Source organism: Azospirillum agricola (genome assembly GCF_017876095.1).
GTDB classification, from domain to species: Bacteria; Pseudomonadota; Alphaproteobacteria; order Azospirillales; family Azospirillaceae; genus Azospirillum; species Azospirillum agricola.
This window is the reverse complement of the sequence record NZ_JAGINM010000010.1, coordinates 214,400-238,800: the sequence shown is the minus strand read 5'-3', so window position 1 is coordinate 238,800 and position 24,401 is coordinate 214,400. Positions and strand designations below refer to the sequence as shown.

General features: G+C 71.4%; 23 protein-coding genes. 17 read left to right on the top strand and 6 right to left on the bottom strand.

The window, feature by feature from the left end; genetic code table 11:
• Positions 1–28: 28 nt before the first annotated feature.
• From J2847_RS17025 to J2847_RS17010, 4 genes are read left to right on the top strand one after another with little or no spacing between them, the layout of a single operon-like run.
• On the top strand, positions 29–976 hold the full coding sequence (locus J2847_RS17025; RefSeq protein ID WP_209780098.1) for a sulfonate ABC transporter substrate-binding protein: 948 nt from the start codon (positions 29–31) through the stop codon (positions 974–976).
• A complete protein-coding gene (gene ssuD / locus J2847_RS17020; protein WP_209780097.1) occupies positions 973–2,148 on the top strand; it encodes an FMNH2-dependent alkanesulfonate monooxygenase in 1,176 nt (391 codons plus the stop codon). The genes J2847_RS17025 and ssuD (J2847_RS17020) overlap by 4 nt, the downstream gene beginning before the upstream one ends.
• Complete coding sequence (ssuC, locus tag J2847_RS17015; RefSeq protein WP_209780096.1) at positions 2,148–2,960, top strand: aliphatic sulfonate ABC transporter permease SsuC; 813 nt, start codon at positions 2,148–2,150, stop codon at positions 2,958–2,960. The genes ssuD (J2847_RS17020) and ssuC overlap by 1 nt, the downstream gene beginning before the upstream one ends.
• On the top strand, positions 2,957–3,763 hold the full coding sequence (locus J2847_RS17010; RefSeq protein WP_209780095.1) for an ATP-binding cassette domain-containing protein: 807 nt from the start codon (positions 2,957–2,959) through the stop codon (positions 3,761–3,763). Before ssuC ends, J2847_RS17010 begins: the two co-directional genes overlap by 4 nt.
• A gap of 192 nt (positions 3,764–3,955) precedes the next feature.
• Here J2847_RS17010 and ssuD (J2847_RS17005) read toward each other — a convergent pair whose 3' ends face one another.
• Positions 3,956–5,164, bottom strand: coding sequence for an FMNH2-dependent alkanesulfonate monooxygenase (gene ssuD, locus J2847_RS17005; protein ID WP_209780094.1), 1,209 nt, complete (start codon positions 5,162–5,164; stop codon positions 3,956–3,958).
• 229 nt (positions 5,165–5,393) lie between these two features.
• Between ssuD (J2847_RS17005) and J2847_RS17000 the strand changes: the two genes are divergently transcribed.
• Complete coding sequence (locus tag J2847_RS17000) at positions 5,394–5,876, top strand: Lrp/AsnC family transcriptional regulator (RefSeq protein WP_209780093.1); 483 nt, start codon at positions 5,394–5,396, stop codon at positions 5,874–5,876.
• On the opposite strand, the gene J2847_RS16995 is transcribed toward J2847_RS17000, so the two are convergent.
• The 3 genes from J2847_RS16995 to J2847_RS16985 form a co-directional block, all read right to left on the bottom strand.
• Positions 5,859–7,130 carry a winged helix-turn-helix domain-containing protein gene (locus J2847_RS16995; RefSeq protein ID WP_209780092.1) on the bottom strand — a complete coding sequence of 424 codons (1,272 nt, stop codon included), beginning with the start codon at positions 7,128–7,130 and terminating at the stop codon, positions 5,859–5,861. The two genes, J2847_RS17000 and J2847_RS16995, sit on opposite strands and share 18 nt — an antisense overlap.
• A 96-nt stretch (positions 7,131–7,226) precedes the next feature.
• Positions 7,227–8,894 (bottom strand): PAS domain-containing sensor histidine kinase, encoded by a 1,668-nt coding sequence (locus J2847_RS16990; protein WP_209780091.1) that lies wholly within the window; start codon positions 8,892–8,894, stop codon positions 7,227–7,229.
• Positions 8,895–9,026: 132 nt separating this feature from the next.
• A complete protein-coding gene (locus J2847_RS16985; RefSeq protein ID WP_085557783.1) occupies positions 9,027–9,848 on the bottom strand; it encodes an IclR family transcriptional regulator in 822 nt (273 codons plus the stop codon).
• A gap of 173 nt (positions 9,849–10,021) precedes the next feature.
• On the opposite strand from J2847_RS16985, the gene J2847_RS16980 reads away from it, so the two are divergent.
• From J2847_RS16980 to J2847_RS16950, 7 genes are read left to right on the top strand one after another with little or no spacing between them, the layout of a single operon-like run.
• Complete coding sequence (locus J2847_RS16980) at positions 10,022–11,143, top strand: ABC transporter ATP-binding protein (protein WP_209780090.1); 1,122 nt, start codon at positions 10,022–10,024, stop codon at positions 11,141–11,143.
• Positions 11,143–12,033: an ABC transporter permease gene (locus tag J2847_RS16975; protein WP_209780089.1), complete on the top strand. Its 891-nt coding sequence runs from the start codon at positions 11,143–11,145 to the stop codon at positions 12,031–12,033. Before J2847_RS16980 ends, J2847_RS16975 begins: the two co-directional genes overlap by 1 nt.
• A 4-nt stretch (positions 12,034–12,037) precedes the next feature.
• On the top strand, positions 12,038–12,832 hold the full coding sequence (locus J2847_RS16970) for an ABC transporter permease (RefSeq protein WP_209780088.1): 795 nt from the start codon (positions 12,038–12,040) through the stop codon (positions 12,830–12,832).
• Positions 12,833–12,881: 49 nt separating this feature from the next.
• Positions 12,882–13,172 (top strand): (2Fe-2S)-binding protein, encoded by a 291-nt coding sequence (locus J2847_RS16965; RefSeq protein ID WP_085557787.1) that lies wholly within the window; start codon positions 12,882–12,884, stop codon positions 13,170–13,172.
• Positions 13,169–14,566 (top strand): FAD/NAD(P)-dependent oxidoreductase, encoded by a 1,398-nt coding sequence (locus tag J2847_RS16960; protein WP_325169432.1) that lies wholly within the window; start codon positions 13,169–13,171, stop codon positions 14,564–14,566. The genes J2847_RS16965 and J2847_RS16960 overlap by 4 nt, the downstream gene beginning before the upstream one ends.
• Positions 14,563–15,693, top strand: a complete 1,131-nt coding sequence (locus J2847_RS16955; RefSeq protein ID WP_209780087.1) for an NAD(P)/FAD-dependent oxidoreductase — start codon at positions 14,563–14,565, stop codon at positions 15,691–15,693. The genes J2847_RS16960 and J2847_RS16955 overlap by 4 nt, the downstream gene beginning before the upstream one ends.
• A 27-nt stretch (positions 15,694–15,720) precedes the next feature.
• Positions 15,721–16,788: an ABC transporter substrate-binding protein gene (locus J2847_RS16950; RefSeq protein WP_209780086.1), complete on the top strand. Its 1,068-nt coding sequence runs from the start codon at positions 15,721–15,723 to the stop codon at positions 16,786–16,788.
• Positions 16,789–16,838: 50 nt separating this feature from the next.
• On the opposite strand, the gene J2847_RS16945 is transcribed toward J2847_RS16950, so the two are convergent.
• Positions 16,839–17,315: an Lrp/AsnC family transcriptional regulator gene (locus J2847_RS16945; RefSeq protein ID WP_209780085.1), complete on the bottom strand. Its 477-nt coding sequence runs from the start codon at positions 17,313–17,315 to the stop codon at positions 16,839–16,841.
• Positions 17,316–17,506: 191 nt separating this feature from the next.
• Between J2847_RS16945 and J2847_RS16940 the strand changes: the two genes are divergently transcribed.
• The gene (locus J2847_RS16940; RefSeq protein ID WP_209780084.1) at positions 17,507–18,454 is read left to right on the top strand and encodes a DMT family transporter; all 948 of its coding nucleotides are present in this window, start codon (positions 17,507–17,509) and stop codon (positions 18,452–18,454) included.
• A gap of 13 nt (positions 18,455–18,467) precedes the next feature.
• Here J2847_RS16940 and J2847_RS16935 read toward each other — a convergent pair whose 3' ends face one another.
• A complete protein-coding gene (locus J2847_RS16935) occupies positions 18,468–20,795 on the bottom strand; it encodes a heavy metal translocating P-type ATPase (protein WP_209780083.1) in 2,328 nt (775 codons plus the stop codon).
• Between the two features lie 102 nt (positions 20,796–20,897).
• On the opposite strand from J2847_RS16935, the gene J2847_RS16930 reads away from it, so the two are divergent.
• The 4 genes from J2847_RS16930 to J2847_RS16915 all read left to right on the top strand — a co-directional run bounded on the left by J2847_RS16930 (position 20,898) and on the right by J2847_RS16915 (position 24,400).
• Complete coding sequence (locus J2847_RS16930; RefSeq protein WP_209780082.1) at positions 20,898–21,320, top strand: MerR family transcriptional regulator; 423 nt, start codon at positions 20,898–20,900, stop codon at positions 21,318–21,320.
• A gap of 119 nt (positions 21,321–21,439) precedes the next feature.
• Complete coding sequence (locus J2847_RS16925) at positions 21,440–22,156, top strand: YoaK family protein (RefSeq protein WP_209780081.1); 717 nt, start codon at positions 21,440–21,442, stop codon at positions 22,154–22,156.
• A gap of 625 nt (positions 22,157–22,781) precedes the next feature.
• Positions 22,782–23,453 carry an aldehyde dehydrogenase iron-sulfur subunit PaoA gene (gene paoA, locus J2847_RS16920; RefSeq protein WP_209780080.1) on the top strand — a complete coding sequence of 224 codons (672 nt, stop codon included), beginning with the start codon at positions 22,782–22,784 and terminating at the stop codon, positions 23,451–23,453.
• Positions 23,450–24,400, top strand: a complete 951-nt coding sequence (locus J2847_RS16915; protein ID WP_209780079.1) for an FAD binding domain-containing protein — start codon at positions 23,450–23,452, stop codon at positions 24,398–24,400. The genes paoA and J2847_RS16915 overlap by 4 nt, the downstream gene beginning before the upstream one ends.
• Position 24,401: the final 1 nt, after the last annotated feature.

Genomic DNA, 24,401 nt, shown 5'->3' with positions numbered 1-24,401 from the left:
GACAAGAATTCATGGAAGGGACGAAACGATGAAACGGATGTTCGGGATGCTCGCCGGTGCCGCCGCCCTGGTCGGGCTGGCGCTGTCCTCCAACGCGGCGGCGGCGGCCGACAAGGTGGTCCGCATCGGCTACCAGAAATATGGCACGCTCATCATCCTGAAGGAGCAGGGGCTGCTGGAGAAGAAGCTCGCCCCGCTCGGCTACTCCGTCGCCTGGACCGAGTTCCCTGGCGGGCCGCAGCTGCTGGAGGCGCTGAACGTCGGCGCGCTCGACTTCGGCACCACCGGCGAGGCGCCGCCGATCTTCGCGCAAGCGGCCGGCGCGCCGCTGCTCTATGTCGGCTACGAGCCGCCCTCGCCCAAGGGCGAGGCGATCCTGGTGCCGAAGGACAGCCCGATCCAGTCGGTCGCCCAGCTCAAGGGCAGGAAGGTCGCGCTCAACAAGGGCTCCAACGTCCATTACCTGCTGGTCAAGGCGCTGGAGAAGGAGGGCTTGAGCGTCACCGACATCGAGCCGGTCTATCTGCCGCCGGCCGACGCCCGCGCCGCCTTCGAGCGCGGCGCCGTGGACGCCTGGGCCATCTGGGATCCCTTCTACGCCTCCGCCTCGGCCGCCACCGGCGCGCGGACGCTCGCCGACGGCACCGGGCTGGTGAAGAACCACCAGTTCTTCCTGGCCGCCAAGCCCTACGCCGCCGCCAACCAGCCGGCGATCGACGCCGTTCTCGCCGGCCTGCGCGAGGTCGACGAATGGGCCGCGCAGAACGTCAAGGCGGTCGCCGAGCAGCTCAGCCCGAAGGTCGGCCTGCCGGTCTCCGTGCTCGACGTCGCCGCCGCCCGCCAGGGCTACGGCCTGCGCCCGATCGACGCCGAGGTGATCGCCGAGCAGCAGCGCATCGCCGACACCTTCTTCGCCCTGAAGCTGATCCCCAGGAAGATCGACGTCAGCGCCGCAGCGCCGGGAAGCAAGTCATGACCTCCCACGCCGCTTCCGAAGCCAACATCCTCTGGTTCATCCCGACCCACGGCGATGGCCGCCATCTCGGCACCGCAATCGGCGCGCGGGAGACCGACCAGTCCTATCTGCGGCAGATCGCGCAGGCGGCCGACAGCCTCGGCTATTTCGGGGTGCTGCTGCCGACCGGCCGGTCGTGCGAGGACAGTTGGGTCGTCGCCTCCTCGCTGGTGCCGGCGACGGAGCGGCTGCGCTTCCTGGTCGCCGTGCGGCCGGGGCTGCAATCGCCGACGCTGGCCGCCCGCATGGCGGCAACCCTCGACCGGCTGTCCAACGGCCGGCTGCTGATCAACGTCGTCACCGGCGGCGATCCGGTGGAGAACAGGGGCGACGGCATCTTCCTGTCGCACGCCGACCGCTACGCGGTGACGCGCGAGTTCCTCGACGTCTGGCGCGGCCTGTTCTCCGGCGCTCCGGTGCATTACGAGGGCGAGCACATCCGCATCGAGGACGGGCGGTTGTTCTACCCGCCGGTCCAGGCCGGCGGCCCGCCGCTCTATTTCGGCGGCTCGTCGGACGCCGCCAACGCGGTCGCCGCGACCTACGTCGATAAGTACCTGACCTGGGGCGAGCCGCCGGTGCAGGTCGCCGCCAAGCTGGCCGGCGTGCGCCGATTGGCCGAGGCGCAGGGCCGCAAGGTCAGCTTCGGCATCCGCCTGCACGTCGTCGTGCGCGAGACGACCGAGGCCGCCTGGGCGGCGGCGGACGACCTGATCCGCCACGTCGACGACGCCACCATCGCCTCGGCGCAGGCGATCTACGCCCGGATGGATTCGGTCGGACAGCGCCGCATGGCGGAGCTGCACGGCGGCCGCCGCGACAAGCTGGAGGTCAGCCCGAACCTGTGGGCCGGCGTCGGGCTGGTGCGCGGCGGGGCGGGGACGGCGCTGGTCGGCGACCCGGAGACGGTGGCGGCGCGCATCCGCGAGTACATGGACATCGGCATCGACAGCTTCGTGCTGTCCGGCTACCCGCATCTGGAGGAGGCCTACCGCTTCGCCGAACTGGTCTTCCCGCTGCTGCCTCTGGCCGCCACCACCGGGCGGGCGCGCGGGTCGGCGGCCAACAACGGTCCGTTCGGCGAGAGCATCGCCAACGGCCTGCCGCCCGCGCTGCGGCAGGCGGCGATGTGATGGCGTCGCGCGGGACCGCAAACCCGGCGCTGCGGCGGGTGGCCGAGCGGCTGGCGCCCTGGCTGCTGCCGCTCACCGTGCTGGCGGTCTGGGAGCTGGCGGCGGGGGTCGGCTGGCTGTCGGCCCGCGTGCTGCCGGCGCCGAGCGACATCGCGCTCGCCTTCTGGACGACGCTGCTCGACGGCAGCCTGCCGCACCACGTCGCGGTCAGCGCCGGGCGGGCGGCGCAGGGGCTGCTGATCGGCGGCGGGCTCGGCTTCGCGCTGGGCTTCCTCAATGGCGCGTTGAAGCCGGCCGAGACGCTGCTCGACAGCACGTTGCAGATGCTGCGCAACGTGCCGCATCTGGCGATCATCCCGATGGTGATCCTGTGGTTCGGCATCGGCGAGGAGGCCAAGATCTTCCTGGTCAGCATCGGCGTGCTGTTCCCGATCTACCTCAACACCTTCCACGGCATCCGCTCGGTCGACCGCGGGCTGGTGGAGATGGGGCGGGTCTATGGGCTGGGCACGGCGGCGCTCTACGCCCGCGTCATCCTGCCCGGCGCCCTGCCGTCGATCCTGCTGGGCCTGCGCTACGCGCTGGGCATCATGTGGCTGACGCTGATCGTGGCCGAGACGATCTCCGCCTCGTCCGGCATCGGCTACATGACGATGAACGCGCGCGAGTTTTTGCAGACCGATCTGGTGCTGTTGGGGATCATCGTCTACGCGCTGCTCGGCAAGCTGGCCGACACCGCGACCCGCTGGCTGGAGCGCCGCGCGCTGGCCTGGAACCCGTCCTTCCACACCGCGCTGGAGTCCGCGACATGAGCGCCTTTGCCCAGGCCCTGCGCCGCCTGCCGCTGACCGTCTCCCGTCCATTCCCGGCGTCCCCGGCGGCGGCGACCGGGGGGCACGCCGTCATCGAGCGGGCACGCCCGCTGCCGCTGGTGCTCGACGGGGTGGTGAAGGAGTTCGCCGGCCGCCGGGTGCTCGACGGCATCGACCTGCGGATTCCCGCCGGTCAGTTCGTCGCGGTGGTCGGCCGCTCCGGCGGCGGAAAATCGACGCTGATGCGGCTGATCGTCGGGCTCGACCGGCCGACCGCCGGCCGCGTCCTGGTCGACAGCCGCCCGGTCTCCGGCCTGCGGCCCGACGTGCGGCTGCTGTTCCAGGATCCGCGCCTGCTGCCCTGGCAGCGGGTGGCCGGCAACGTCGGCATCGCGCGCGGCCCCGGCTGGCGCGAGCGGGCGCTGGCGGCGCTCGACGACGTCGGGCTGGCCGGACGCGGCGACGACTGGCCGGCGGTGCTCTCCGGCGGCCAGCGCCAGCGGGTGGCGCTGGCCCGCGCGCTCGTCTCCAACCCCGGCCTGCTGCTGCTCGACGAGCCGTTCGGCGCGCTCGACGCGCTGACCCGGCAGGAGATGCACGGGCTGCTGCGCCGCATCCGCGACGAGCACGGCTTCGGCGCCATCCTGATCACCCACGACGTGGCCGAGGCGGTGGCGCTGGCCGACCGCGTGCTGGTGCTGCGCGAGGGCCGGGTGGCGCTGGACCTCGACATCGGCCGTCCGGGGGAGCGTCCCGACGCCTTGGCCGCCGACTTCGAAACCCGGATTCTGAAGGAGGTGTGACGCGCGCTTTTTCGTTCCTTGTTCCGTGTCCCGTTTGTCTCACATGGCTTGGTTGTCTTAGTCCACGCACGACCTGACGGGGGAGCGCCCAAGACGCTCCCCCGCTTTTTTTGTTTGTCTGCCTTATACGCCAGGGCTGGCTGAAAGCCCTCTCCCGGGGCGGGAGAGGGAAGTTCCACCGGTCGCCGCCGCTCAGGAGGCGGACGCCAGGGGGGCCGCGTCCAGGGGCACGTCGGCCGGGAAGCCTTCCCAGTTCACGCGGGCTTCGGTGCGGGCCGGGCCGGCGGAGGGCCGGTCGCGCCGGCCCTCGGGGAGGATGCCCAGCTCGGGGAACAGCAGCTCGGCGACGCGGTGCGCCTCCTCCAGATGCGGGTAGCCCGAGGCGACGATGGTGTCGATGCCCAGCGCCTGGTACTCGCGGATGCGGGCGGCGACCGTCTTGGGATCGCCGACCAGCGCGGTTCCCGCCCCGCCGCGCACCAGCCCGACGCCGGCCCATAGGTTCGGGCTGATCTCCAGCCTGTCGCGGCGCCCGCCGTGCAGATCGGCCATCCGGTGCTGGCCGACCGCGTCGGATTCCTCGCGGAAGCGCTTCTGGGCGGCGGCGATGGTCTCGTCGGACAGGTGGCTGATCAGGCGGTCGGCGGCGACCCAGGCTTCGGCCTCGGTCTCGCGGACGATCAGGTGGACGCGCAGGCCGTAGCGCAGCGTGCGGCCAAGCGCGGCGGCGCGCGCGCGGACGTCCTCGATCTTGGCCTTCACCTGCTCGGGCGGCTCGCCCCAGGTCAGGTAGGCGTCGTGCAACTCGGCGGCGAGCTGGTGCGCGGCCGGCGAGGAACCGCCGAAATAGAGCGGCGGGTGCGGGCGCTGCACCGGCGGGAACAGCAGCTTGCCGCCGTCCGACTTCACGTATTGCCCGTCGTAGCGCACCGTCTCGCCGGCCAGCAGGCCGCGCCAGATGTGCAGGAACTCGCGCGCGTGGTCGTAGCGCGCGTCGTGGTCGAGGAAGAAGCCATCGCCCGCCAGCTCCTTCGGCGCGCCGCCGGCGACGACGTTGAACAGCACCCGGCCGTTGGACAGCCGGTCGAGCGAGGCGGCCTGCCGGGCGGCGAGCGCCGGGGTGAAGACGCCGGGGCGCAGCGCCAGCAGGAAGCGCAGCCGCTCGGTCTGCGGGATGATGCCGGCGGCGGTGATCCAGGGATCCTCCATCGACTGGCCGGTCGGCACCAGCACGCCGAAATAGCCGAGCCGGTCGGCCGCCCGCGCGATCTCCGCGAGGTATTTCGGATCGACCGGGCGGTGGCCGACCTGCGAGCCCAGATAGGCGCCGTCGCCGGCGGTCGGCAGGAACCACAGGAAATCGGGCGGCGACGGATTGGTGCTGGACTGGATGGCGGTCATGGGGGCGGTGCTCCGGTTGGGAAATCGCGGATTGGCGCATGGCGCGCCCCGGAATGATGCGTGGATCGATCCGTGGTACGCAAATTTAAATCTATTAATGAAGTAGAGTTAAAGTGTCGCACCTTTCCTATTTTTTGTTAATAGGCGGGTCGGCCGTAGCGCCGAATCCCGCTTCGCCCGAACCCGGCGCTGTGCTTAGCTTTTTCGGTCGGTGCAGGAGGGATGGCGGATGGCGGGGACGATCAAGCTCGACCGGCACGAGAAGGGCATCCTGGCGGCCTTGCAGGACAACGCCCGGCTGACCATGCAGGAACTGGGCGAGGCCGTCGGCCTGTCGGCCTCGCCCTGCTGGCGCCGCGTGCGGTCGATGGAGGAGATCGGCGTGATCCGCCGCTACACCGTCCATCTCGACCCGGCCAAGCTGGGGCTGGCGGAGTGCGTCTTCGCCCACGTCACGCTGGAGCGCCACAAGGAGAACGCGGTCGAGCAGTTCGAGACCGCCATCGCGGCGATGCCGGAGGTGCTGGAATGCTTCGCGGTGACCGGCGAGGCCGATTACCTGCTGCGCATCGTCGTGCCGACGACCGGGGATTACGGGCGCTTCCTCAGCGAGCGGATCTTCTCCATCCCGGCGGTCGCGCATGTGAAGTCCAGCGTGACCCTGAAGGAGGTGAAGTTCGAGACCCGCCTGCCGCTAACCCACCTCGACTGAGGCGCCCGCCGGAACGCCGAGCGCATCGGCCAATGCCGGGGCGAGGTCGCCGGCCCCGACCACCGTGACGCGCGCCAGCCCGAGCCAGCCGGCCATCCGCCGCAGCTCGGCCGCCAGCGCCTCGGCCACCGCGCCGGGGGCGAAGGCGGTGCCCGCTTCCAAGTGGGCGGCCTGGACCAGCAGGGCGCCGGCCTTGCGGTCGGCCTTCAGGTCGACGCGCCCGGCGATGCGCTCGTCCATCAGGAAGGGCAGCACGTAATAGCCGTGCTCGCGCTTGTCGGCCGGGGTGTAGATCTCCAGCCGGACGCGGACGCCGAACAGCCGCTCGGTGCGCTGGCGCTCCCAGATCAGCGAATCGAAGGGCGAGAGCAGGGCGCGGGCGGCGGATTTGCGTGGCCGGCGCGCGTCGGGCGACAGGTAGGCCGGCTGCGCCCAGCCCTCCACCGCCACCGGCAGCAGGTCGCCGGCCTCGACCAGCTCGGCGACGCGCAGCCGGGCGTCGGCGGCGTCGAGCCGGTGGTAGTCGCGCAGGTCGCGCTCGGTCGCCACGCCATGGGCGCGGGCGGCGATGCGCAGCAGGGCGCGCTGGGCCTCGGCCTCCTCCGGCGTCGGGGCGGCGAGGACGGCGGCGGGCAGCACCCGCTCCGGCAGGTCGTAGAGCCGCTCGAAGCCACGCCGCCCGGCGGTGGTGACCAGCCCGGCCCAGAACAGGAACTCCACCGCCCGCTTGCCGTCGCTCCAGCCCCACCAGCCGCCGGCGCCGCGCCCGGCCTCGCTCAGCTCCGAGGCGCCGAGCGGCCCGCGCGCCGCCACCTCGGCCAGCACCGCGTCGACGTAAGGGCGGCGTTCGGCGGCGAAGCGCGCCAGTTCGCCGTAGATGCCCTCGCCGCGCTCGGCCCGCGCCATGCGCCAGCGGAACAGCGGCTGCTGCTCGACCGGAATCAGCGAGGCCTCGTGCCCCCAATATTCGAACAGCGCCCGCCGCCGGCCGCCATAGGCCAGCCGGTCGAGCAGCGGCGCTTCGTAGGCCCCCAGCCGCGAGAACAGCGGCAGATAGTGCGAGCGCACCAGCACGTTGACCGAATCGATCTGCACCAGCCCGAGCCGGCCGATCATCCGGCGGGCATGGCGCGCCCCGACCGCCTCCACCGCTTCGGCCCCGGTTTCGGTTCCGGCGGCCGCAGCGGCGAAGCCCTGGGCGGCGATGGCGATGCGGCGGGCCTCGCGGAGGGACAGCGTGTCGGAACGCGGCATGGGACGGAGCGTGGCGGGTGGAGGAGCGGGGGCGGCAGCATACACGCCCTCCGGTCGCGGCGCCCGCGCTTTTCGGCCGAGCCGGCGCCCGGATGCTCAGGCGGCCCGCTGCTGCCCGCCGTCCCCGGACTCGCAGCCCGGCCCCCGGATGGGGAGCTGCACGCGGAAGACGGTTCCCCGGCCAACCTCCGTTTCCATGGCGATGCGGCCGCCGTGGCGGCGCACGACGATGCTCTGGCAGATCGACAGGCCCTGGCCGGTGCCGCGCCCCGGCGGCTTGGTGGTGAAGAACAGGTCGAAGATCTTGTCGCGGTGCTCCGGCCGGATTCCGGCTCCGGTGTCGGCGACGCCGAGGACCACCGCGTCGCCCTCGCGCTTCAGGCTCAACGTGATCAGGCCCTTCTGCGCCGCCGTCTCCGGTGATGCCTGGTTGCGTTCCTCGATGGCGTGGGCGGCGTTGACGATCAGGTTCAGGATCACCTGGTTGATCTCGCCCAGTTCGCAGAAGACCGGCGGCAGGCCGGGCTCGATGTCGAAGGCGAGGTCGGCGACGTATTTCCATTGGTTGCGCGACACGGTGGCGGTGGTCTCCAGCGCGCGGGCCAGATCGGCCCAGCCCTTCTGGCCGCTGTCGGGGTAGGAGAACTCCTTGACCGCGCCGACGATCCTGCGCACCCGCTCCACCCCCTCCAGCCCTTCCGACAGGGCGGCGGGGATCTCCTCCACCAGATAGCGGGCGTCCTCGTCCAGGCCGCCGGCCGCCTCGGTCAGCCGGATGGCGATGTCGGCGAAGGAATCGCGGACGAACTTCAGGTTGTCGCCGATGTACTGCATCGGCGTGTTGATCTCATGGGCGATGCCGCCGGCCAGCGTGCCCAGCGATTCCATCTTCTGGCCGTGCATCACCTCCAGTTCCAGCTCGCGGTTGCGGGCCTGCATGGTGACGAACTCGGTCATGTCGTGGGCTTCGAGCAGCACGTAATGCACGTCGCCGCCGGCCGAGCGGACGGGCTTGCAGCTCACCGCGAAGACGTGGCGGGCGCCGGCCTCGTTGGCGAATTCCAGGTCGAGCGCGGTCGCCTCGCCCAACGCGGCCGTTTCAGCCGCGTCGCGGATGGCGGCGCGGGCGGCCTGCTGGTCGCCGAACCAGGGGCCGTCCCACAGCGGCTCGCCGGTCACCTGCTCGCGCGCCAGACCGCGGAAGCTGAGCGCCGCGCGGTTGATCTCGACCACGGCGCCGTCGATCAGCATCAGCATGACGAAGGTGCCGACGCCGTTGAAGATCGCCTTCACCCGGCGGTCGCTCTCCGCCTTGGCGCGCTCCAGCAGCTCGATGTAGAGGCGGCGCTCGTAATGGGCGGTGGATTCCGAACCGATGCCGCGGTAGCCGGCGAAGCGGCCTTCCGCGTCGAAGAAGGGAATGCCGCTGATGGTGAAATGATGCGCCTTCCCGCGCGGGTCGCGGATGCAGTAGGAGAAGTCGCGGAAGGGGCGGCGGGCCTCGATGTCGGCGACGTGGCGGACCACGGAGTCCGGGCTGATGCCGCGCAGTCGGACCTTGACGCTGTTCTGGCCGATGAACTCCGCCGGATCGAGTCCGGTCGCCAGCGCGAAGCCGTCGGTGAAGCGGGTGAAACGCAGCGCGGCGTCGCATTCCCACGCCCAATGATGGCCCGAGGCGGTCAGGGCCGCCATGAGCAGGTCGTGCGAGGCGTCGCCCAGGGGCTGGGCCGGCGTCTGAGCGGGGGGGCGGTCGTCGGTCATGGCGCGGGCCTCCGTTTCCACGGTCGCCCAGTCTACCACTTTGGAGAATGGCGGCGCCAAGTCAGGGGCGCCCCGGAGACGGCGTTAACCCCTCGCTGGATTGCGAGGGGGGCGTGCGTCGCCGAACCTTCCTTACGCCGCCCCGCTTCCCAGCACCGCCGCCGGGCGGCGCAGGACGGGATCGAAGGGGTTGAGCTGGTTGCGCACCCCGGCGGCCTCGCGGCGCAGGATGTCGACCACCACCGGCAGCCGCTCCTCGTTCAGCCGCTCGCTGATGGTGCCGACGCTGAGCGCGGCCACCGCGTGGCCCTCGCGGTCGAGCACCGGCACCGCGACGCCGGACATGCCCGGCAGCAGCCCGGTCGAGCGGCTGGCGTAGCCGAGGTCGCGCACCCGCGCGATCTCCGTGCGCAGATAGACCTCGTCGAGGATGCCCACCCCCTGCATGCGCGGCAGGTTGAAGCGGATGACCTCCTCGCGCTCCTCCTCCGGCAGGAAGGCGAGGATGGCGAGGCTGCCCTGGCCGATGCCCAGCGTCACCCGGCCGCCGATGTCGCCGGTGAAGGAGCGGATCGGGAAGGGCCCCTCGCTGCGGTCCAGGCACACCGCGTCGAAGCCGCTGCGCACCAGCAGGAAGATGGTGTCGCGCAGCGTCGCCGAGAGCCGCAGCATGATCGGGCGGCAGATGTCGCGCAGGTTGTTGGGGTTGCCGGCGCGCGCCGCCATGGCGAACAGGTCGATGGCCAGCCGGTAGCGCTTGGAGCCCTTGTCGGCCTCCACCATGCCCTCCTCGACCAGCGTCTTCAGGATGCGGTGGACGGTGGGCGGCGTCAGGTTCAGCGCGCGGGCGACGTCGGTCAGCCGGGCGCCCGCCTCGTTGGCCTCGGCCAGAAGGCGGAGGATGGCGATGCCGCGTTGCAGGCTGGATTTCGCACCCGCATCATCAACCGTCATGGGTTTTGCCCCGTTGTAAGCCCTGGTCGTTCGTTACGCGCATCTATTCCGTATGTTGGAAGCTTTGGCAAATTCTTTTCTCTCCGTGGAAATGACCGTTGACGCGAAACGGTCATACACGGAACCATCCGTCCCACGCAGGAGGCCCAACGTCGCAAGAGGGAGTAACCCCGGTGTCGTTCCTCGAATTGAGAGACATCACGAAGACCTACGGCACTTTGAATGCCGTTTCCGACGTCACGCTGTCGGTCGAGAAGGGGGAGTTCGTGTCGCTGCTCGGCCCGTCGGGCTGCGGCAAGACGACCACCCTCCAGATGATCGCCGGCTTCGTCGACGTGACGTCCGGCTCGATCCATCTGGACGGCCGGGACATCACGCGCGCCAAGGCCAACACGCGCGGCCTCGGCATCGTCTTCCAGACCTACGCGCTGTTCCCGCACATGACGGTGTTCGACAACGTCAGCTTCGGGCTGGAGATGCAGCGCGTGCCCAAATCCGAACGGCGCGCCCGCGTCGAGGAGGCGCTGGAGCTGGTGCATCTGGCGCCCTACGCCGGCCGCTACCCGCGCGAGCTGTCGGGTGGCCAGCGGCAGCGCGTCGCGCTGGCCCGCGCCATCGTCATCCGCCCGCCGGTGCTGCTGCTCGACGAGCCGCTGTCCAACCTCGACGCCAAGCTGCGCGAGGCGATGCAGTTCGAGCTGCGCGACATCCAGCGTAAGGTCGGCACCACCACGGTGATGGTCACGCACGACCAGGCGGAAGCCTTCTCGATCAGCGACCGCGTCGTGGTGATGGAGGCCGGGCGCATCACCCAGATCGACCAGCCCTACCGCATCTACGAGCACCCGCAGACCGAGTTCATCTCGCGCTTCGTCGGCAAGACCAACCTGCTGCCGGGGACCGTCAAGGCGGTCAGCGGCGCCTACGCCTCGGTCTCGCTCGCCGGGGTGCCGGTGGAGATCGACAGCCAGTCCGGCGCGGACATGGGTGGCAAGGGCGGCGCGCTCGCCAGCGGCGAGACGGTGACGCTCTGCATCCGTCCGGAAAAGCTGCGGCTGACCGGGGCCGGGCAGGGCCGCCTGCCGGGCCGGGTGTCCGAACGCTATTTCCTGGGCAGCCAGTGGCTGTACCACGTCGACGGGCCGCTCGGCACGCTGATGGCGGTGACGCCGAACGACGGCTCGGCGCCGCTCGACCTCGACGCGCCGGTCGGCGTGGACTGGTCGCCGTCGGTGGTGCGTGTCCATCGCGGCGCCATGGCCGAGGCGCCGGACCCGGCGCTGGAGGCCCACTGATGGCCGCCGTCACCTCCTCCCCTTCCTCCTCGGCGGCGCCGGGCAATGGGCGCTGGACGCCGCTGTTCCTGGCGGGGCCGGCGGCGCTGCTGTTCGCCGCCCTGGTGCTGACGCCGCTGGTGCTGACCGCGCTGCTCTCCTTCAACGAGTTCGAGCACGCCACCGGCCGCACCCACGGCTTCACGGTCGGCCATTACCTCGCGGTGCTGACCGACGAGTATTACCTGGAAATCTTCCTGCGCACCTTCCGCGTTGCGGCGCTGGCCACCGCCATCTGCGTGGTGATCGGCGTGCCGGAGGCCTACATCCTCAGCCGGATGCGCAACCCCTGGCGCTCGGTGTTCCTGCTGGTGGTGCTGGCGCCGCTGCTGGTCTCGGTCGTCGTGCGCGCCTTCGGCTGGAGCATGCTGCTGGGGCCGGAGGGACCGATCAACGCCGGGCTGGTGGCGCTGGGCTTCGGCCGGGCGCGGATGCTCTACAGCGAGGGCACGGTCATCGTGGCGCTGGTCCACGTCATGCTGCCCTTCATGGTCATCCCGGTCTGGACCTCGCTGCAGAAGCTCGACCCGTCGATCGAGCAGGCGGCGCTGTCCTTCGGCGCCTCGCGCGGGACGGCGATCGTCCGGGTGGTGGCGCCGCAGATCCTGCCCGGCATCCTGTCGGGAAGCCTGATCGTCTTCGGTCTCAGCGCCAGCGCCTTCGCCATTCCGGGCCTGCTCGGCGGGCGGCGGCTGAAGATGGTCGCGACCATCGTCTACGACCAGTATCTCAGCGACCTCAACTGGCCGATGGGCGCGGCGGTCGCCGTGCTTCTGCTGGTCGCCAACCTCATCATCATGCTGACCTACCACCGGGTGGTGGAAGGTCACTACCGCCGCCGGCTGGGGTGACGCCATGACCCGCAACGGACCCGTCGCCCTGGTCTTCCACACCCTCGTCGTCCTCTTCATGCTGGCGCCGCTGGCCATCGTCTGCCTCGTCGCCTTCACGCCGGAGAACACGCTGTCGCTGCCGACGCGCGGATTCTCGCTGCGCTGGTTCGAGGCGGTGTTCCACCACCCGGACTTCGTGCAGTCCTTCTGGAACAGCCTGTGGCTGGCGCTGCTCTCGGCGACGCTGGCGGTGGCGCTGGCGGTGCCGGCCTCGCTCGCCATCACCCGCTGGGAGTTTCCAGGGCGCAACTTCCTGAACGCGCTGTTCCTGTCGCCGCTGATCATCCCGCATCTGGTGCTCGGCGTGGCGATGCTGCGGCTGTTCGCGCTGGTCGGCGCCACGGGCAGCTTCGGCTGGCTGGTGGCGGCGCACATGGTCATCGTCACGCCCTACGTCATGCGCCTGCTGATCGCCGCCATCGCCGGCTTCGACCGCAGCGTCGAGCAGGCGGCCTATTCGATGGGGGCGAGCGAGGCGACGGTGTTCCGCCGCATCACCCTGCCGATGATCCTGCCCGGCGTCACCGGCGGCTGGCTGATCGCCTTCATCAACAGCTTCGACGAGCTGACCATGTCCATCTTCATCACCTCGCCGTCCACCGTGACGCTGCCGGTGCGGATGTACATGTACGCGACCGAATCCATCGACCCGATGATGGCGGCGGTGTCGGCGCTGATCATCGGCATCACGGTGGTGGCGGTGCTGCTGCTCGACCGGGTCTACGGCCTGGACCGCATTTTGGTGGGTCAACGTTGAGAGCCGGCCGGTCCCGCGAGAGGGGCCGGCCCCTTCGGAGTGCTTTTCCATGGCTTTGCTTCAGCGTGTGGCCGAACGCGGCCGGCGCGTGGTCCGCTTCGTCCTCGACGGGCGCCCGGTCGAGGCGCTGGAGGGCGACACCATCCTGACCGCCATGCTGACCAACGGCGACCGGCTGCGCCGGTCCGAGTTCGCCGACACCCCGCGCGCCGGCTTCTGCCTGATGGGCGCCTGCCAGGATTGCTGGGTGCGCACCGAGGACGGGCAACGGCTGCGCGCCTGCGGCAGCTTCATCGAGGACGGCATGCGGCTGGTCAGCGAGGGGGAGTGGCAATCGTGAGCGCCGCCCCGCACACTTTGCTGAAGCCCGTCATCGTCGGCGCCGGCCCGGCCGGAATCCGCGCCGCCGAGGCGCTGGTCGCCGCCGGCCTGCGCCCGGTGGTGATCGACGAGGCGGCGCGCTGGGGCGGCCAGATCTACCGCCAGCCGCCGGAGGGTGGATTCGTCCGCCCGAAGAGTGCGCTCTACGGCTTCGAGGCCGGCAAGGCCGACGCGGTGCACCGCGCCATGGCGACGATCCGCGACCGGGTGGACTACCGCCCGCGCACGCTGGCCTGGAACTGCGAGGAGCGGGCGCTCGACCTGCTGTGCGACGGCGCCACGGAGGTCCTGCCCTTCTCCCACCTGATCCTGGCGACCGGGGCGACCGACCGCGTGCTGCCCTTCCCCGGCTGGACCACGCCGGGGGTCTTCACGCTGGGCGGCTCGCAGGTGGCGCTGAAGTTCCAGGGCTGTGCCGTGGGCCGGCGGGTCACCTTCCTCGGCACGGGGCCGCTGCTCTATCTGGTGGCCTACCAATATCTCAAGGCCGGGGTCGAGGTCGCCGGGGTGTTCGACACCGCGCCGTTCGACGCCCAGGCCCGAGCCGCCGCCGGCATGCTGCGTGACCCGGCGACCCTCGCCAAGGGACTCTGTTACGTCGGCTGGCTGCGCGCCCATGGCGTGACCATCCGCAACAACGTCCGCCCCGTCCGCGTCGAGGGTGGCGAGCGGGTCGAGGCGCTGGTCTGGACGCAGGACGGCCGCGAGGAGCGCACGCCCTGCGACGCCGTCGCCTTCGGGCTGGGGCTGCGCTCGGAAACCCAGCTCGCCGATCTGGCCGGCTGCCGCTTCCGCTTCGACGCGATGGACCGCGCCTGGCTGCCGGAGCGCGATCCGGCCGGCCGCAGCTCGGTCGCCGGGGTCTACCTCGCCGGGGATGGCAGCGGCATCGCCGGGGCCGACGCGGCGGAGGCGGCTGGCGAGCGCGCCGCGCTGGCCCTGCTGGAGGATGCCGGCTTGGCCTTCGCCCACGAGCGGGCCGCGACGCTCGACCATAAGCTCGCCCGTATCGCCGCCTTCCGCCGGGCGTTGTCGGCCGCCTTCCCCTTCCCCGACGATTGGGCCGGCGCCATCGCCGACGACACCATGGTCTGCCGTTGCGAGGGCGTCACCGCCGGCGCCCTGCGCGCCGTCGCCACCACGGGGCAGGCGCGCGAGATCAACCGCGCCAAGGCGCTGACCCGCGCCGGCATGGGCCGCTGCCAGGGCCGCATGTGCGGCGCCGCAACCACCGAGCTGCTGGCGCGGGCGCTCGGCACCGGCCCCGACGGCGTCGGCCGCCTGCGCGCCCAGCCGCCGATCAAGCCGCTGCCGGTGGCGGCGGAGCCCGCGTCGGGAGGGAGCGCGTCATGAGGGAGATCCTCGACTGCGACGTCGCCGTCGTCGGCGGCGGCATCGTCGGCGGTTCGGCCGCCCTGTTCCTGCGCCGCATGGGCTTCTCGGTCACGCTGCTGGAACGCGACTGGTGCGGCGCCAAGGCGAGCGGCGTCAATTTCGGCGGCGTCCGCCGCCAGGGCCGCCCGCTGGAGCAGCTTCCGCTCTCCCAGCGCGCCCACGCCATCTGGGGCCGCCTGCCCGAGTTGCTGGGCACCGACGCCGAATACATCCGCTCCGGCCATCTGAAGTTGGCGCGGAGCGAGGCCGACCTGGAGTCGCTGATCGCCTACCGCGAGCGCAGCGCCGGCTTCGGCCTCGACCTGGAGATCGTCGCCGGGGACGAGTTCCGCCGCCGCTTCCCGGCGCTCGGCGACCGCGCGGTCGGCGGCTCGCTCTGCCCGGAGGACGGGCACGCCAACCCGCGCCTCGTCTCCCCCGCCTTCGCCCGCGCCGCCGCCGCCGCCGGCGCCTCGGTGCGCGAGCAGACGCCGCTCGACCGGGTGGAGCGCGACGGCGACCGCTTCGTGCTGCTGAGCGGCGAGGCGCTGGAGGTGCGCTCGCGCTTCCTGCTGAACACGGCGGGGGCGTGGTCGCACCGCGTCGCCGACGCCTTTGGGGAGCCGGTGCCGCTGGTGTCGCTGCACCCCAACATGGCGGTGACGGAGCCGCTGCCGCGCTTCCTCGACGTCAACATCGGGGTCGAGGGCGGCGGCGTCTACGGGCGGCAGGCGCCGCGCGGCAACATGGTGGTGGGCGGCGGGCGCGGCTTCGCGCTCGACGCCGACCGGGCCCGGCCGCAGCGCGACGCCGTGCTGACCCTGATGCGCGACGCGGCGGAGCTGTTCCCGCAGATCCGCCACGCCCACGTCATCCGCTGCTGGACCGGGGTGGAGGGCTACACGCCCGACCGCAACCCGATCATCGGCCCCAGCCGCACCACCCCCAACCTGTTCCACGCCTTCGGCTTCTCCGGCGCCGGCTTCCAGATCGGGCCGGGGGTGGGGGAGGCGCTGGCCGAACTGGTCCGCGACGGCCGCTCCTCGGCCCCGCTGGACGCCTTCCGCATCGACCGTTTCCCGCCCGACACCACCGCCACGCCTTAACCTTTTGACCCCCAGGAGGACGAGAGCATGCCCATCCCGCGTTCGCTGTCTGTCACCGCCCTTTCCACCGCCGCCATCGCCCTTGCCGCCGGTCTGGCCCTGTCGGTCCCCGCCGCCGCGCAGACCAAGACGGTCTACATCGGCATGAACGGCGGCACGATGGAGAAGACCTACACCGAGAACGTCTTCCCAGCCTTCGAGAAGGCGACCGGCATCAAGGTGGTGGTGGTGCCCGGCACCTCCTCGGACATCCTCGCCAAGCTCCAGGCGCAGAAGGACAACCCGCAGATGCACGTCGTCTTCCTCGACGACGGGCTGATGTACCGCGCCATCGGCATGGGGCTGTGCCAGAAGACCGAGCCGTCGCCGGTGCTCGACGAGGTCTACCCGGCGGCGCGCCTGAAGGGCGACATGGCGGTCGGCGTCAACATGGGCATGACCGGGCTGGCCTACAACAAGAAGATGTTCGACGAGAAGGGCTGGGCCGCCCCGACCTCCTGGATGGATCTGGCCGATCCCAAGTACAAGGGCAAGATCGTCGTCCAGTCGGCCGCCAGCAGCAGCTTCGGCCTGCACGCCTTCCTGATGTACAACCGCATCCAGGGCGGCACCGAGGCCAACGTCGATCCGGGCTTCACCACCTGGCGCAAGACGATCGGCCCGAACGTGCTGGAATACATCCCCAGCTCGGCCAAGATCGCCGAGATGGTGCAGACCGGCGAGGCGGCCATCTTCCCGCTGACCCCGACCGGCGTCGGCAGCCTGAAGGAGAAGGGCATCCCGGTCGAGTACGCCCAGCCCAAGGAGGGCTCGGTCGTTCTGATGGTCGGCCAGTGCGTCGTCGCCAAGAACCCCGACAACGAGTCCGCCCAGAAGCTCGCCGCCTACCTGCTGGGCCAGGAGGCGCAGCTCGCCGCCCTGCGGTTCGGCGCGCAGATTCCGGCCAACACCAAGGTGCAGGCCCCGGCCGAGGTCGCCGACGCCATGAACAAGTTCCAGGGCTACATGAAGAACGCCGTCACCGTGGACTGGGACGTCATCAACGAGAAGCGCCCGGACTGGAACCAGCGCTGGAACAAGGAGATCGAACGGTAACGACGCCGTTTGATCATGCCGGGGCGGACAGCCGCCCCGGCCGTTTCCTCCTACCCGATCTCCAGCGGCACGCGGGTGTCGTACTTGACGCGGCTGATCACCGTGAGCGTCACGAAGCGGCGCACCAGCGGGCTCGCGTAGAGGACCCGCCGCGCGAACGCCTCGAAATGGCCCATGCTGCCGACGCAGAGCACCAGCACATAGTCGGTCGATCCGGTGACGACGTAGCATTGCTGGACGCAGTCCTCGGCGCGCACCGCCTTTTCGAAATCGTCCATCAGCGCCCGGTCGTCGCCCTTGAGCTCCACGTTGACGATGAGCTGGGTGTGGTTGCCGATCCGCGCGGGGTCGAGCAGGGCGACCTCCCCGGTGATGATCCCGGCGTCGCGCAGGCGGCGCACCCGGCGCAGGCAGGTCGGCGGCGACACGGCGACCGCCTCGGCCAGCTCGATGTTCGAGATCCGGCTGTTGCTCTGAAGCAGGGCGAGGATCCTCCGGTCGATGCGGTCGATGTCGATGTTGTCCATAGGGTGATCCACGGCGGACGGGCGAAGGCGGCTCCGGCCCGAACGATACGCGAACGGTTTTTCCACGCTGGAAAAATCGACCCCCGACTTAGAAATTTCCCAACGCGCCGATTGCGCTACAGTCGGGGCCACGGGCGCAACGAGGCACCGCCGGACCGGCGCCCCCGCCACATTCCCGTCAGGACCTCGCCATGACATCCCTCACCATCCACGGGGTGGCGCACACGCGCGACCACGCCGCGCTGCTGTCGCTGATCGCTGGGGCGCTCGCCATCGCCCTGTCGCCGATCCTGGCCCGCGTCAGCGAGCTGGAACCGGTCGCCACCGCCTTTTACCGCCTGATCGTCGCCTTGCCGTTCTTCTGGCTCGGCACCTTCGCCGAGGGGCGGGGCGGGGGGCGGAGCCGTCCGCCCAGGCAGTTGCGGCCCTTGTCCCGCGCCGACGCTTTGCTGATGGGGGCGGCCGGGCTGATGCTGGCGGGGGATCTCGCCCTCTGGCACCTGTCGATCACCATGACCTCGGTCGCCAACGCGACGCTGTTCAACAACTGCGCGCCGGTCTTCGTCGCCCTGTTCGGCTGGCTGCTGTTCCGCGAGCGGGTCGGCGGAACCCTGGTGGCGGCGCTGGCCGTCGCCCTGTCCGGCATGGCCCTGCTGATCGGCGACGGCCTCGTCGCGGCGCCGGGGGCCGTGCCTGGGGGCGGGGAGTGGCGGTGGGCCGGGGACGCCGTCGCCGTCGTCACCGGCGCCTTCTACGCCGGCTATCTGCTGATCGTGAAGCGGCTGCGCGCCGCCCATTCGACCAGCCGCATCATGCTGGGCACCAGCGCCGCCGCCGCTGTCTTCCTGCTGGGGGCGGCTCTGCTCGAAGGCGGACCGCTGCTGCCGCAGGGCCCGTGGGGGTGGGGCGTCGTGCTGGCGCTGGGGATCGTCTGCCATGTGTTCGGGCAGGGGGCGATCACCCACGCGCTCGCCCGGCTTCCCGTGACCTTCTCGTCCATCGGCCTGCTGCTCCAGCCGATCGCGGCGGCGGCGCTGGCGTGGCTGCTCTTCGACGAGGCGCTCGGCCCGCTCCAATGGGCCGGGGGCGGGCTGGTGCTGTTCGGCATCGTCCTGGCTCGCCGCGCCCCCGCCGGTTGAAGGGGGGAAGGGATCAGGGGCGCGCCGACAGCAGGCGAAGCGCGTTGGCGGTGACCAGCACGGTCGCCCCGGTGTCGGCCAGGATGGCCGGCCACAGCCCGGTGACGCCGATCACCGTCGTCACCAGGAACACCGCCTTCAGCCCGAGCGCCACGGCGATGTTCTGGCGGATGTTGCTCATCGTCCGCCGCGACAGCGCCACCATCGCCGGGACGTCGCCGACCCGGCCGTGCAGCGCCGCCGCGTCGGCGGTGTCGAGCGCCACGTCGGTGCCGCCGCCCATGGCGATGCCGACGTCGGCCGCGGCCAGGGCCGGCGCGTCGTTGATGCCGTCGCCCACCTTGGCCACCCGCTCGCCGCGCGCCTGCAATTCGCGCACGATGCGCTGCTTGTCCTCCGGCAGCAGCTCGGCGTGGGCGGCGATGCCGAGCGTCCTCGCCACCGTTTCCGCCGCGCGGGCGTTGTCGCCGGTCACCATCACCGCGCCGATGCCGACCTCGCGCAGCGCCGCGATGCCGGCCGCCGCGTCGGGGCGCAGTTCGTCGCGCAGCGCCAGCAGCCCGGCCGGCCGGCCGTCGGCCAGCAGCACCGACACGGTCTTGCCCTCGGCGTTCAGCGCGGCGATGCGGTCCACCTGTTCCGGAGCGAGGGCGACGCCGTCACCGGCAAGGATGCCGGCCGCCGCCTGCGGCGAGGCGAGCGTCACCGCCCGGCCGCCGACGCGGCCGGCGACGCCCTTGCCGGCCAGCGCCGCCATGTCGGTGGCGGCCGGCACCGTCACGCCGCGCCCGGCGGCGGCGGCGAGGATCGCGGTGGCGAGCGGGTGGCTCGACCCGGTCTCCAGCGCGGCGGCAAGGCCCAGCACAGCCGCTTCGCCCCCCATCTCCTGCCCGGCGAAGGCGACGACGTCGGTCACCACCGGCTTGCCGCCGGTCAGCGTGCCGGTCTTGTCGAAGGCGACGGTGGTGATGCGGGCCAGCGTCTCCAGCGCGGCGCCGCCCTTCAGCAGCAGGCCGCGCCGCGCCCCGTTCGACAGGCCGGCGGCGATGGCCGCCGGGGTCGAGATCACCAGGGCGCAGGGGCAGCCGATCAGCAGGATCGCCAGCCCCTTGTAGATCCACTCATCCCAGGAACCGCCGAGCGCCAGCGGCGGCAGCAGCGCGACCAGCGCCGCCAGCGCCACCACGGCCGGCGTGTAGACGCGCGAGAAGCGGTTGATGAAGCGTTCGGTCGGGGCCTTGCTTTCCTGCGCCTCCTCGACCAGCCGCACCACCCGCGCGATGGTGTTGTTCCTGGCGGCGGCGGTGACCCGCACGCGCAGCACGCCGTCGCCGTTGATGGTTCCGGCGAACACGGCGTCGCCCTCGCCCTTGCGTCTGGGCACGCTCTCACCCGTCACCGGGGCCTCGTCGAGGGCGCTCTCACCGGACAGGATGACGCCGTCGCCGGCCACCCGGTCGCCGGGCCGCACCAGGATCACCGTTCCGACGGCCAGCGCGGCGGCGGGGACGGCTTCGGGCGGCCGCCCGTCGCGCTCGACGAGCGCCGTGTCGGGGACCAACCGGGTGAGGCCGCGGATCCCCGAACGGGCGCGGCCGGCGGCCACCCCCTCCAGCAGCTCGCCGACCAGGAACAGGAAGACGACCATCGCCGCCTCCTCGGTGGCGCCGATGACGACGGCGCCGACGGCGGCGACGGTCATCAGCGTTTCGATGGAGAAGGGCGTGCCGGTCCGCGCCGCCGCCCAGGCCCGCTTCGCGGTGGGGACGAGGCCGACCAGCATGGCGAGCGGGAAAGCCCAGGCCTCCGCCGCCGGAACGGCGAGCCCCACCGCGTAGGCAAGCGCCAGCGCCGCACCCGAGGCGATGACGAGGCGCGCCTTCGGCCCCCTCCACCACGCGCCCTCGACGGGAGCGTGGTGATGGTCGTGGCCGCCGTGATCATGGCTGTGCGTGTCGGGGTGGGAATGCCCATGCCCGGGCTCTTGGCCATGGCCATGGCCGTGCCCATGCCCGTGCCCGTGGGCGCAGCACCCGCCGTGGGTCGCCGGCTGCTGCCCGGCCGCCTCGACCGTTTCGCCGGGACCGACCCCGTAGCCCAGCGCGCGCATCGGCCGGACCAGGGAGTCGGTGGCGACCGACGGCTCGTGGGTCACGGTCACGGTGCCGCCGGGCACCGAGACATGGACCGCCTGCACGCCCTGCACCCGTCCCAGGGCCGTCTCGACCTTGGCGGCGCAGGAGCCGCAGTCCATCCCGGTCACGCGGTAGCGGGTGCGCCGGTTCGGCGGCGTGCCTTGCGCGTGTTGCGGGTGGGCGTGGTGGTCGGTCGTCGCGGTCATGGGAAATCCCCTTGTCTCGATCCCTTGTCTCGGAGCCTTGTCTCGGTCCGGGGCCAAGCGTAAATTCTCCAGTGACTGGAGGATCAAGAGGAGATTTTCGAGATGGCGATGCTGTCCATCGGCGCCCTTGCCGCGCAGACCGGGGTGAAGATCCCGACCATCCGCTATTACGAGAGCATCGGCCTGCTGCCCGAGGCGCCGCGCACCGAAAGCAACCGGCGCCTGTATGACGGGGCGGTGGCCAAGCGCCTGCGCTTCATCCGGCACGCCCGCGACCTGGGATTCGAGGTCGAGGCGATCCGCCAGCTTCTGGCGATGGCCGACGATCCGGCCCGGTCCTGCCACGAGGCGGACGCGCTCGCCCAGGCGCATCTCGCCGACATCGAATCGAAGATTTCACGGCTGGAGGCGCTGCGCGACGAGGTGCGGCACATGGTCGCGTGCTGCGGCCAGGGGCAGGTGCGGACCTGCCATGTGATCGAGGTGCTGGCCGACCACGCCCATTGCCTGCACGAAACCCACTGACGCCAGGGGAAGCGCAGCCGCGCGGCGCGGATGCGCGGGGGAGCGGAACGTACGATGGACAGGGCCGGAGACGGCCCCCTATAGTCGCCCGGCGCGATGTTTCTTGGGGGCCGGGGGGAATGCTGCTTCGTCAGGGCGACCACAGGGGGCTGTCGGCGGACCGGCAACTGGCATGGTCGCTCGCCGGGGTCGCCGGGGCGATCAACGCGGCCGGCTTCTACGCGGCGGGACTCTACTCCTCACACATGACCGGCACGCTGTCGATCATGGCGGACCATCTGGCGCTGGGCGACGCCGCCGGGGTGGGGGTCGCGCTGGCGATCGTCATCACCTTCATCGTCGGCGCCGCCGTCTCGACCCTGCTCATCAACGCCGGGCACCGTCGGGAGCGCCACACCATCTACGCCTACAACATCCTGATGGAGGCGGCGCTGCTCGCCGGGCTGGGGGCGGCCGACCTCTGGCTTCACGAACTGCGCGGGCCGGCGCTGGTGATCGGCTTGAGCTTCCTGATGGGGTCGCAGAACGCCGTGGTGACCCGCATCTCCAACGCGCGGGTCCGCACAACCCACGTCACCGGCATGGTCACCGACATCGGGATCGAACTCGGCAACCTGCTCGACGACCTCTACCACCGCCATACCCTGGCCCGCTCCTCGCCGACGATCGAGAAGCTGAAGACCCATGTGCCGACGGTGGCCGCCTTCTTCGCCGGCGGCGTGCTGGGGGTGATGGGCTATGCCCTGTCCGGGGCGCTGATGTTCCTGTTTCTCTCCGTGATCCTCGCGGGCTTCGCCGTGCCGTCCCTGCTGACCGAGCGGCAGGCGGGGATCTGAGGCGACGCGGGACGGACGGCGGCGCCCGCCCGGGCGGGGGATGGTCGGTCCACGACACCCATGCCGCCGTGGCGTGGTGGCAGGCGTTCTGCGGACTCGCCGCCGACAGCGTGGTCGAGCCGGTCACGGGCAAGGCGATGGGGCTGTCGGCGTGAGTGGGCGATACCCTCCCTGTCCTGGGGGCAAGGCGGCACCACGCCGCCCCCGGTGCGCCCGTGTCCGTGCCGTGGGCCTTGCTCGCCTCCCCACATGAGGCGCAGCGCAACCAACCAACCAACCAACCAATCACTCACGCCGCTGGCGGAACGCGGTGGGCTGTCGTCGGCAGAGATGGTGGCTGTGTTGGAGAATCCCGATGGGAGCCGGGGGCCGTCTCGGTACGGCAGGCCGAACAAAAAACAAAGCCGTGGGAACAGTCGTCCTCCCCATCCGGTTTCATGAATCCGATCGATGAGCATCATCGAAAACGCCGCACCGACCGCTCGGCGGACCGGAACCAACCTTGCGTCCGTTGTGCATGCCAGACCACCCCGTTTCCGCGGCGAACATCCGGAAGGCTGGATCTGCGGGCATCGGCGTCCGCCACGCCTGTCTTCGCGACCGGTGAAGAGGAAGGAAACAGGAAATGGAGGGTCCCGGAGATCTCGAGATGTCGCGGCGCGGCCTGCTGTTCGGAAGCGCCGCCACCGTGGCGATGACCACCGTGCCGTTCGCCGGGCCGGCTCAAGCCACCAACCCCCAAGCCACCGCCAGCGAAAGGCCAGCCATGCCCGACGGCACTCCCGTCATGTCCACGCTATCCTTCACCGTGAACGGCACATCGCACACGCTGCGGCTCGATACGCGGACCACGCTGCTCGACGCCCTGCGCGAGCATCTGCGACTGACCGGCACCAAGAAGGGATGCGACCACGGCCAGTGCGGCGCCTGCACGGTGATCGTCGATGGCCGCCGGCTGAATTCCTGCCTGTCACTGGCGGTGATGCACGAAGGCGGCAGCGTCACCACGATCGAAGGGCTGGGCAGGCCCGGCGACCTGCACCCGATGCAGGCGGCCTTCGTGAAGCATGACGGTTACCAGTGCGGCTACTGCACGCCCGGACAAATCTGTTCCGCCGTCGCGGTCCTGGACGAGATCAAGGCCGGCATCCCCAGCCATGTCAGCGCCGACCTGAACGCCACGCCGCGGCTCAGCGCCGCCGAACTGCGCGAGCGCATGAGCGGCAACATCTGCCGCTGCGGCGCCTATTCCAACATCGTCGATGCGATCACCGACGTCGCGGGGAGGGAGTCATGAGGCCCTTCACCTATGAGCGCGCGACCTCCCCCGCCGCCGCCGCCGCGGCCGTGGAGCGCAATCCGGGGGCGCGCTTCATCGCCGGCGGCACCAACCTGCTCGACCTGATGAAGCTGGAGATCGAGACGCCGGTTCAGCTGGTCGACGTCAACGGCCTGAAGCTCGACAGCGTGGAGCCGACTCCGGACGGCGGCCTGCGCATCGGCGCGCTGGTGCGCAACACCGACCTCGCCGCCGACCCGCGCGTGCGCCGCGATTACGGCGTGCTGTCCCGCGCCCTGCTCGCCGGCGCGTCGGGCCAGCTGCGCAACAAGGCGACGACCGCGGGCAACCTGCTCCAGCGCACCCGCTGCCCCTATTTCTATGACACCGGCCAACCCTGCAACAAGCGCCAGCCCGGCAGCGGCTGCGCCGCCATCGGCGGGTTCAGCCGCCAGCTTGCCGTCATCGGCGGCAGCGACGCCTGCATCGCCACCCACCCCAGCGACATGGCGGTGGCGATGCGCGCGCTCGACGCCACGGTGGAGACGGTGCGGCCGGACGGCGCCGTGCGGACCATCCCGGTCGCCGACCTCCACCGGCTGCCCGGCGACACGCCACAGATCGAAACGGCGCTGGAGCATGGGGAACTGATCACGGCGGTCGCCCTGCCCAAGCCGGCCGGCGGCGCGCAGATCTACCGCAAGGTGCGCGACCGCGCCTCCTACGCCTTCGCGCTGGTTTCGGTCGCGGCGATCGTGCAGCCCGACGGCAGCGGGCGCGTGGCCCTGGGCGGTGTCGCGCCCAAGCCGTGGCGCGTCGAGGCCGCCGAGGCGGAGATGCCGCGCGGCGCCAAGGCGGTCGCGGCCAGGCTGCTGGCCGGGGCCAAGCCGACCGACGACAACGCGTTCAAGCTGCCGCTGGTCGAGCGCACGCTCGGCGCGGTCCTGGCCGAAGCGAAAGGCTGAG

What these genes read in the sequence shown, in the direction of transcription:
- ssuD (WP_209780097.1), top strand. Translation starts at nt 973, where the DNA reads ATGACCTCCCACGCCGCTTCCGAAGCCAACATCCTCTGGTTCATCCCG.
- J2847_RS16925 (WP_209780081.1), top strand. Translation starts at nt 21,440, where the DNA reads ATGCTGCTTCGTCAGGGCGACCACAGGGGGCTGTCGGCGGACCGGCAA.
- J2847_RS16915 (WP_209780079.1), top strand. Translation starts at nt 23,450, where the DNA reads ATGAGGCCCTTCACCTATGAGCGCGCGACCTCCCCCGCCGCCGCCGCC.
- ssuD (WP_209780094.1), bottom strand. Translation starts at nt 5,164, where the DNA reads ATGACCGCCATCCAGTCCAGCACCAATCCGTCGCCGCCCGATTTCCTG.
- J2847_RS16995 (WP_209780092.1), bottom strand. Translation starts at nt 7,130, where the DNA reads ATGCCGCGTTCCGACACGCTGTCCCTCCGCGAGGCCCGCCGCATCGCC.
- J2847_RS17010 (WP_209780095.1), top strand. Translation starts at nt 2,957, where the DNA reads ATGAGCGCCTTTGCCCAGGCCCTGCGCCGCCTGCCGCTGACCGTCTCC.
- J2847_RS17000 (WP_209780093.1), top strand. Translation starts at nt 5,394, where the DNA reads ATGGCGGGGACGATCAAGCTCGACCGGCACGAGAAGGGCATCCTGGCG.
- J2847_RS16940 (WP_209780084.1), top strand. Translation starts at nt 17,507, where the DNA reads ATGACATCCCTCACCATCCACGGGGTGGCGCACACGCGCGACCACGCC.
- J2847_RS16935 (WP_209780083.1), bottom strand. Translation starts at nt 20,795, where the DNA reads ATGACCGCGACGACCGACCACCACGCCCACCCGCAACACGCGCAAGGC.
- J2847_RS16985 (WP_085557783.1), bottom strand. Translation starts at nt 9,848, where the DNA reads ATGACGGTTGATGATGCGGGTGCGAAATCCAGCCTGCAACGCGGCATC.
- ssuC (WP_209780096.1), top strand. Translation starts at nt 2,148, where the DNA reads ATGGCGTCGCGCGGGACCGCAAACCCGGCGCTGCGGCGGGTGGCCGAG.
- J2847_RS16945 (WP_209780085.1), bottom strand. Translation starts at nt 17,315, where the DNA reads ATGGACAACATCGACATCGACCGCATCGACCGGAGGATCCTCGCCCTG.
- J2847_RS16975 (WP_209780089.1), top strand. Translation starts at nt 11,143, where the DNA reads ATGGCCGCCGTCACCTCCTCCCCTTCCTCCTCGGCGGCGCCGGGCAAT.
- J2847_RS16990 (WP_209780091.1), bottom strand. Translation starts at nt 8,894, where the DNA reads ATGACCGACGACCGCCCCCCCGCTCAGACGCCGGCCCAGCCCCTGGGC.
- J2847_RS16955 (WP_209780087.1), top strand. Translation starts at nt 14,563, where the DNA reads ATGAGGGAGATCCTCGACTGCGACGTCGCCGTCGTCGGCGGCGGCATC.
- J2847_RS16950 (WP_209780086.1), top strand. Translation starts at nt 15,721, where the DNA reads ATGCCCATCCCGCGTTCGCTGTCTGTCACCGCCCTTTCCACCGCCGCC.
- paoA (WP_209780080.1), top strand. Translation starts at nt 22,782, where the DNA reads ATGGAGGGTCCCGGAGATCTCGAGATGTCGCGGCGCGGCCTGCTGTTC.
- J2847_RS16930 (WP_209780082.1), top strand. Translation starts at nt 20,898, where the DNA reads ATGGCGATGCTGTCCATCGGCGCCCTTGCCGCGCAGACCGGGGTGAAG.
- J2847_RS16970 (WP_209780088.1), top strand. Translation starts at nt 12,038, where the DNA reads ATGACCCGCAACGGACCCGTCGCCCTGGTCTTCCACACCCTCGTCGTC.
- J2847_RS17025 (WP_209780098.1), top strand. Translation starts at nt 29, where the DNA reads ATGAAACGGATGTTCGGGATGCTCGCCGGTGCCGCCGCCCTGGTCGGG.
- J2847_RS16965 (WP_085557787.1), top strand. Translation starts at nt 12,882, where the DNA reads ATGGCTTTGCTTCAGCGTGTGGCCGAACGCGGCCGGCGCGTGGTCCGC.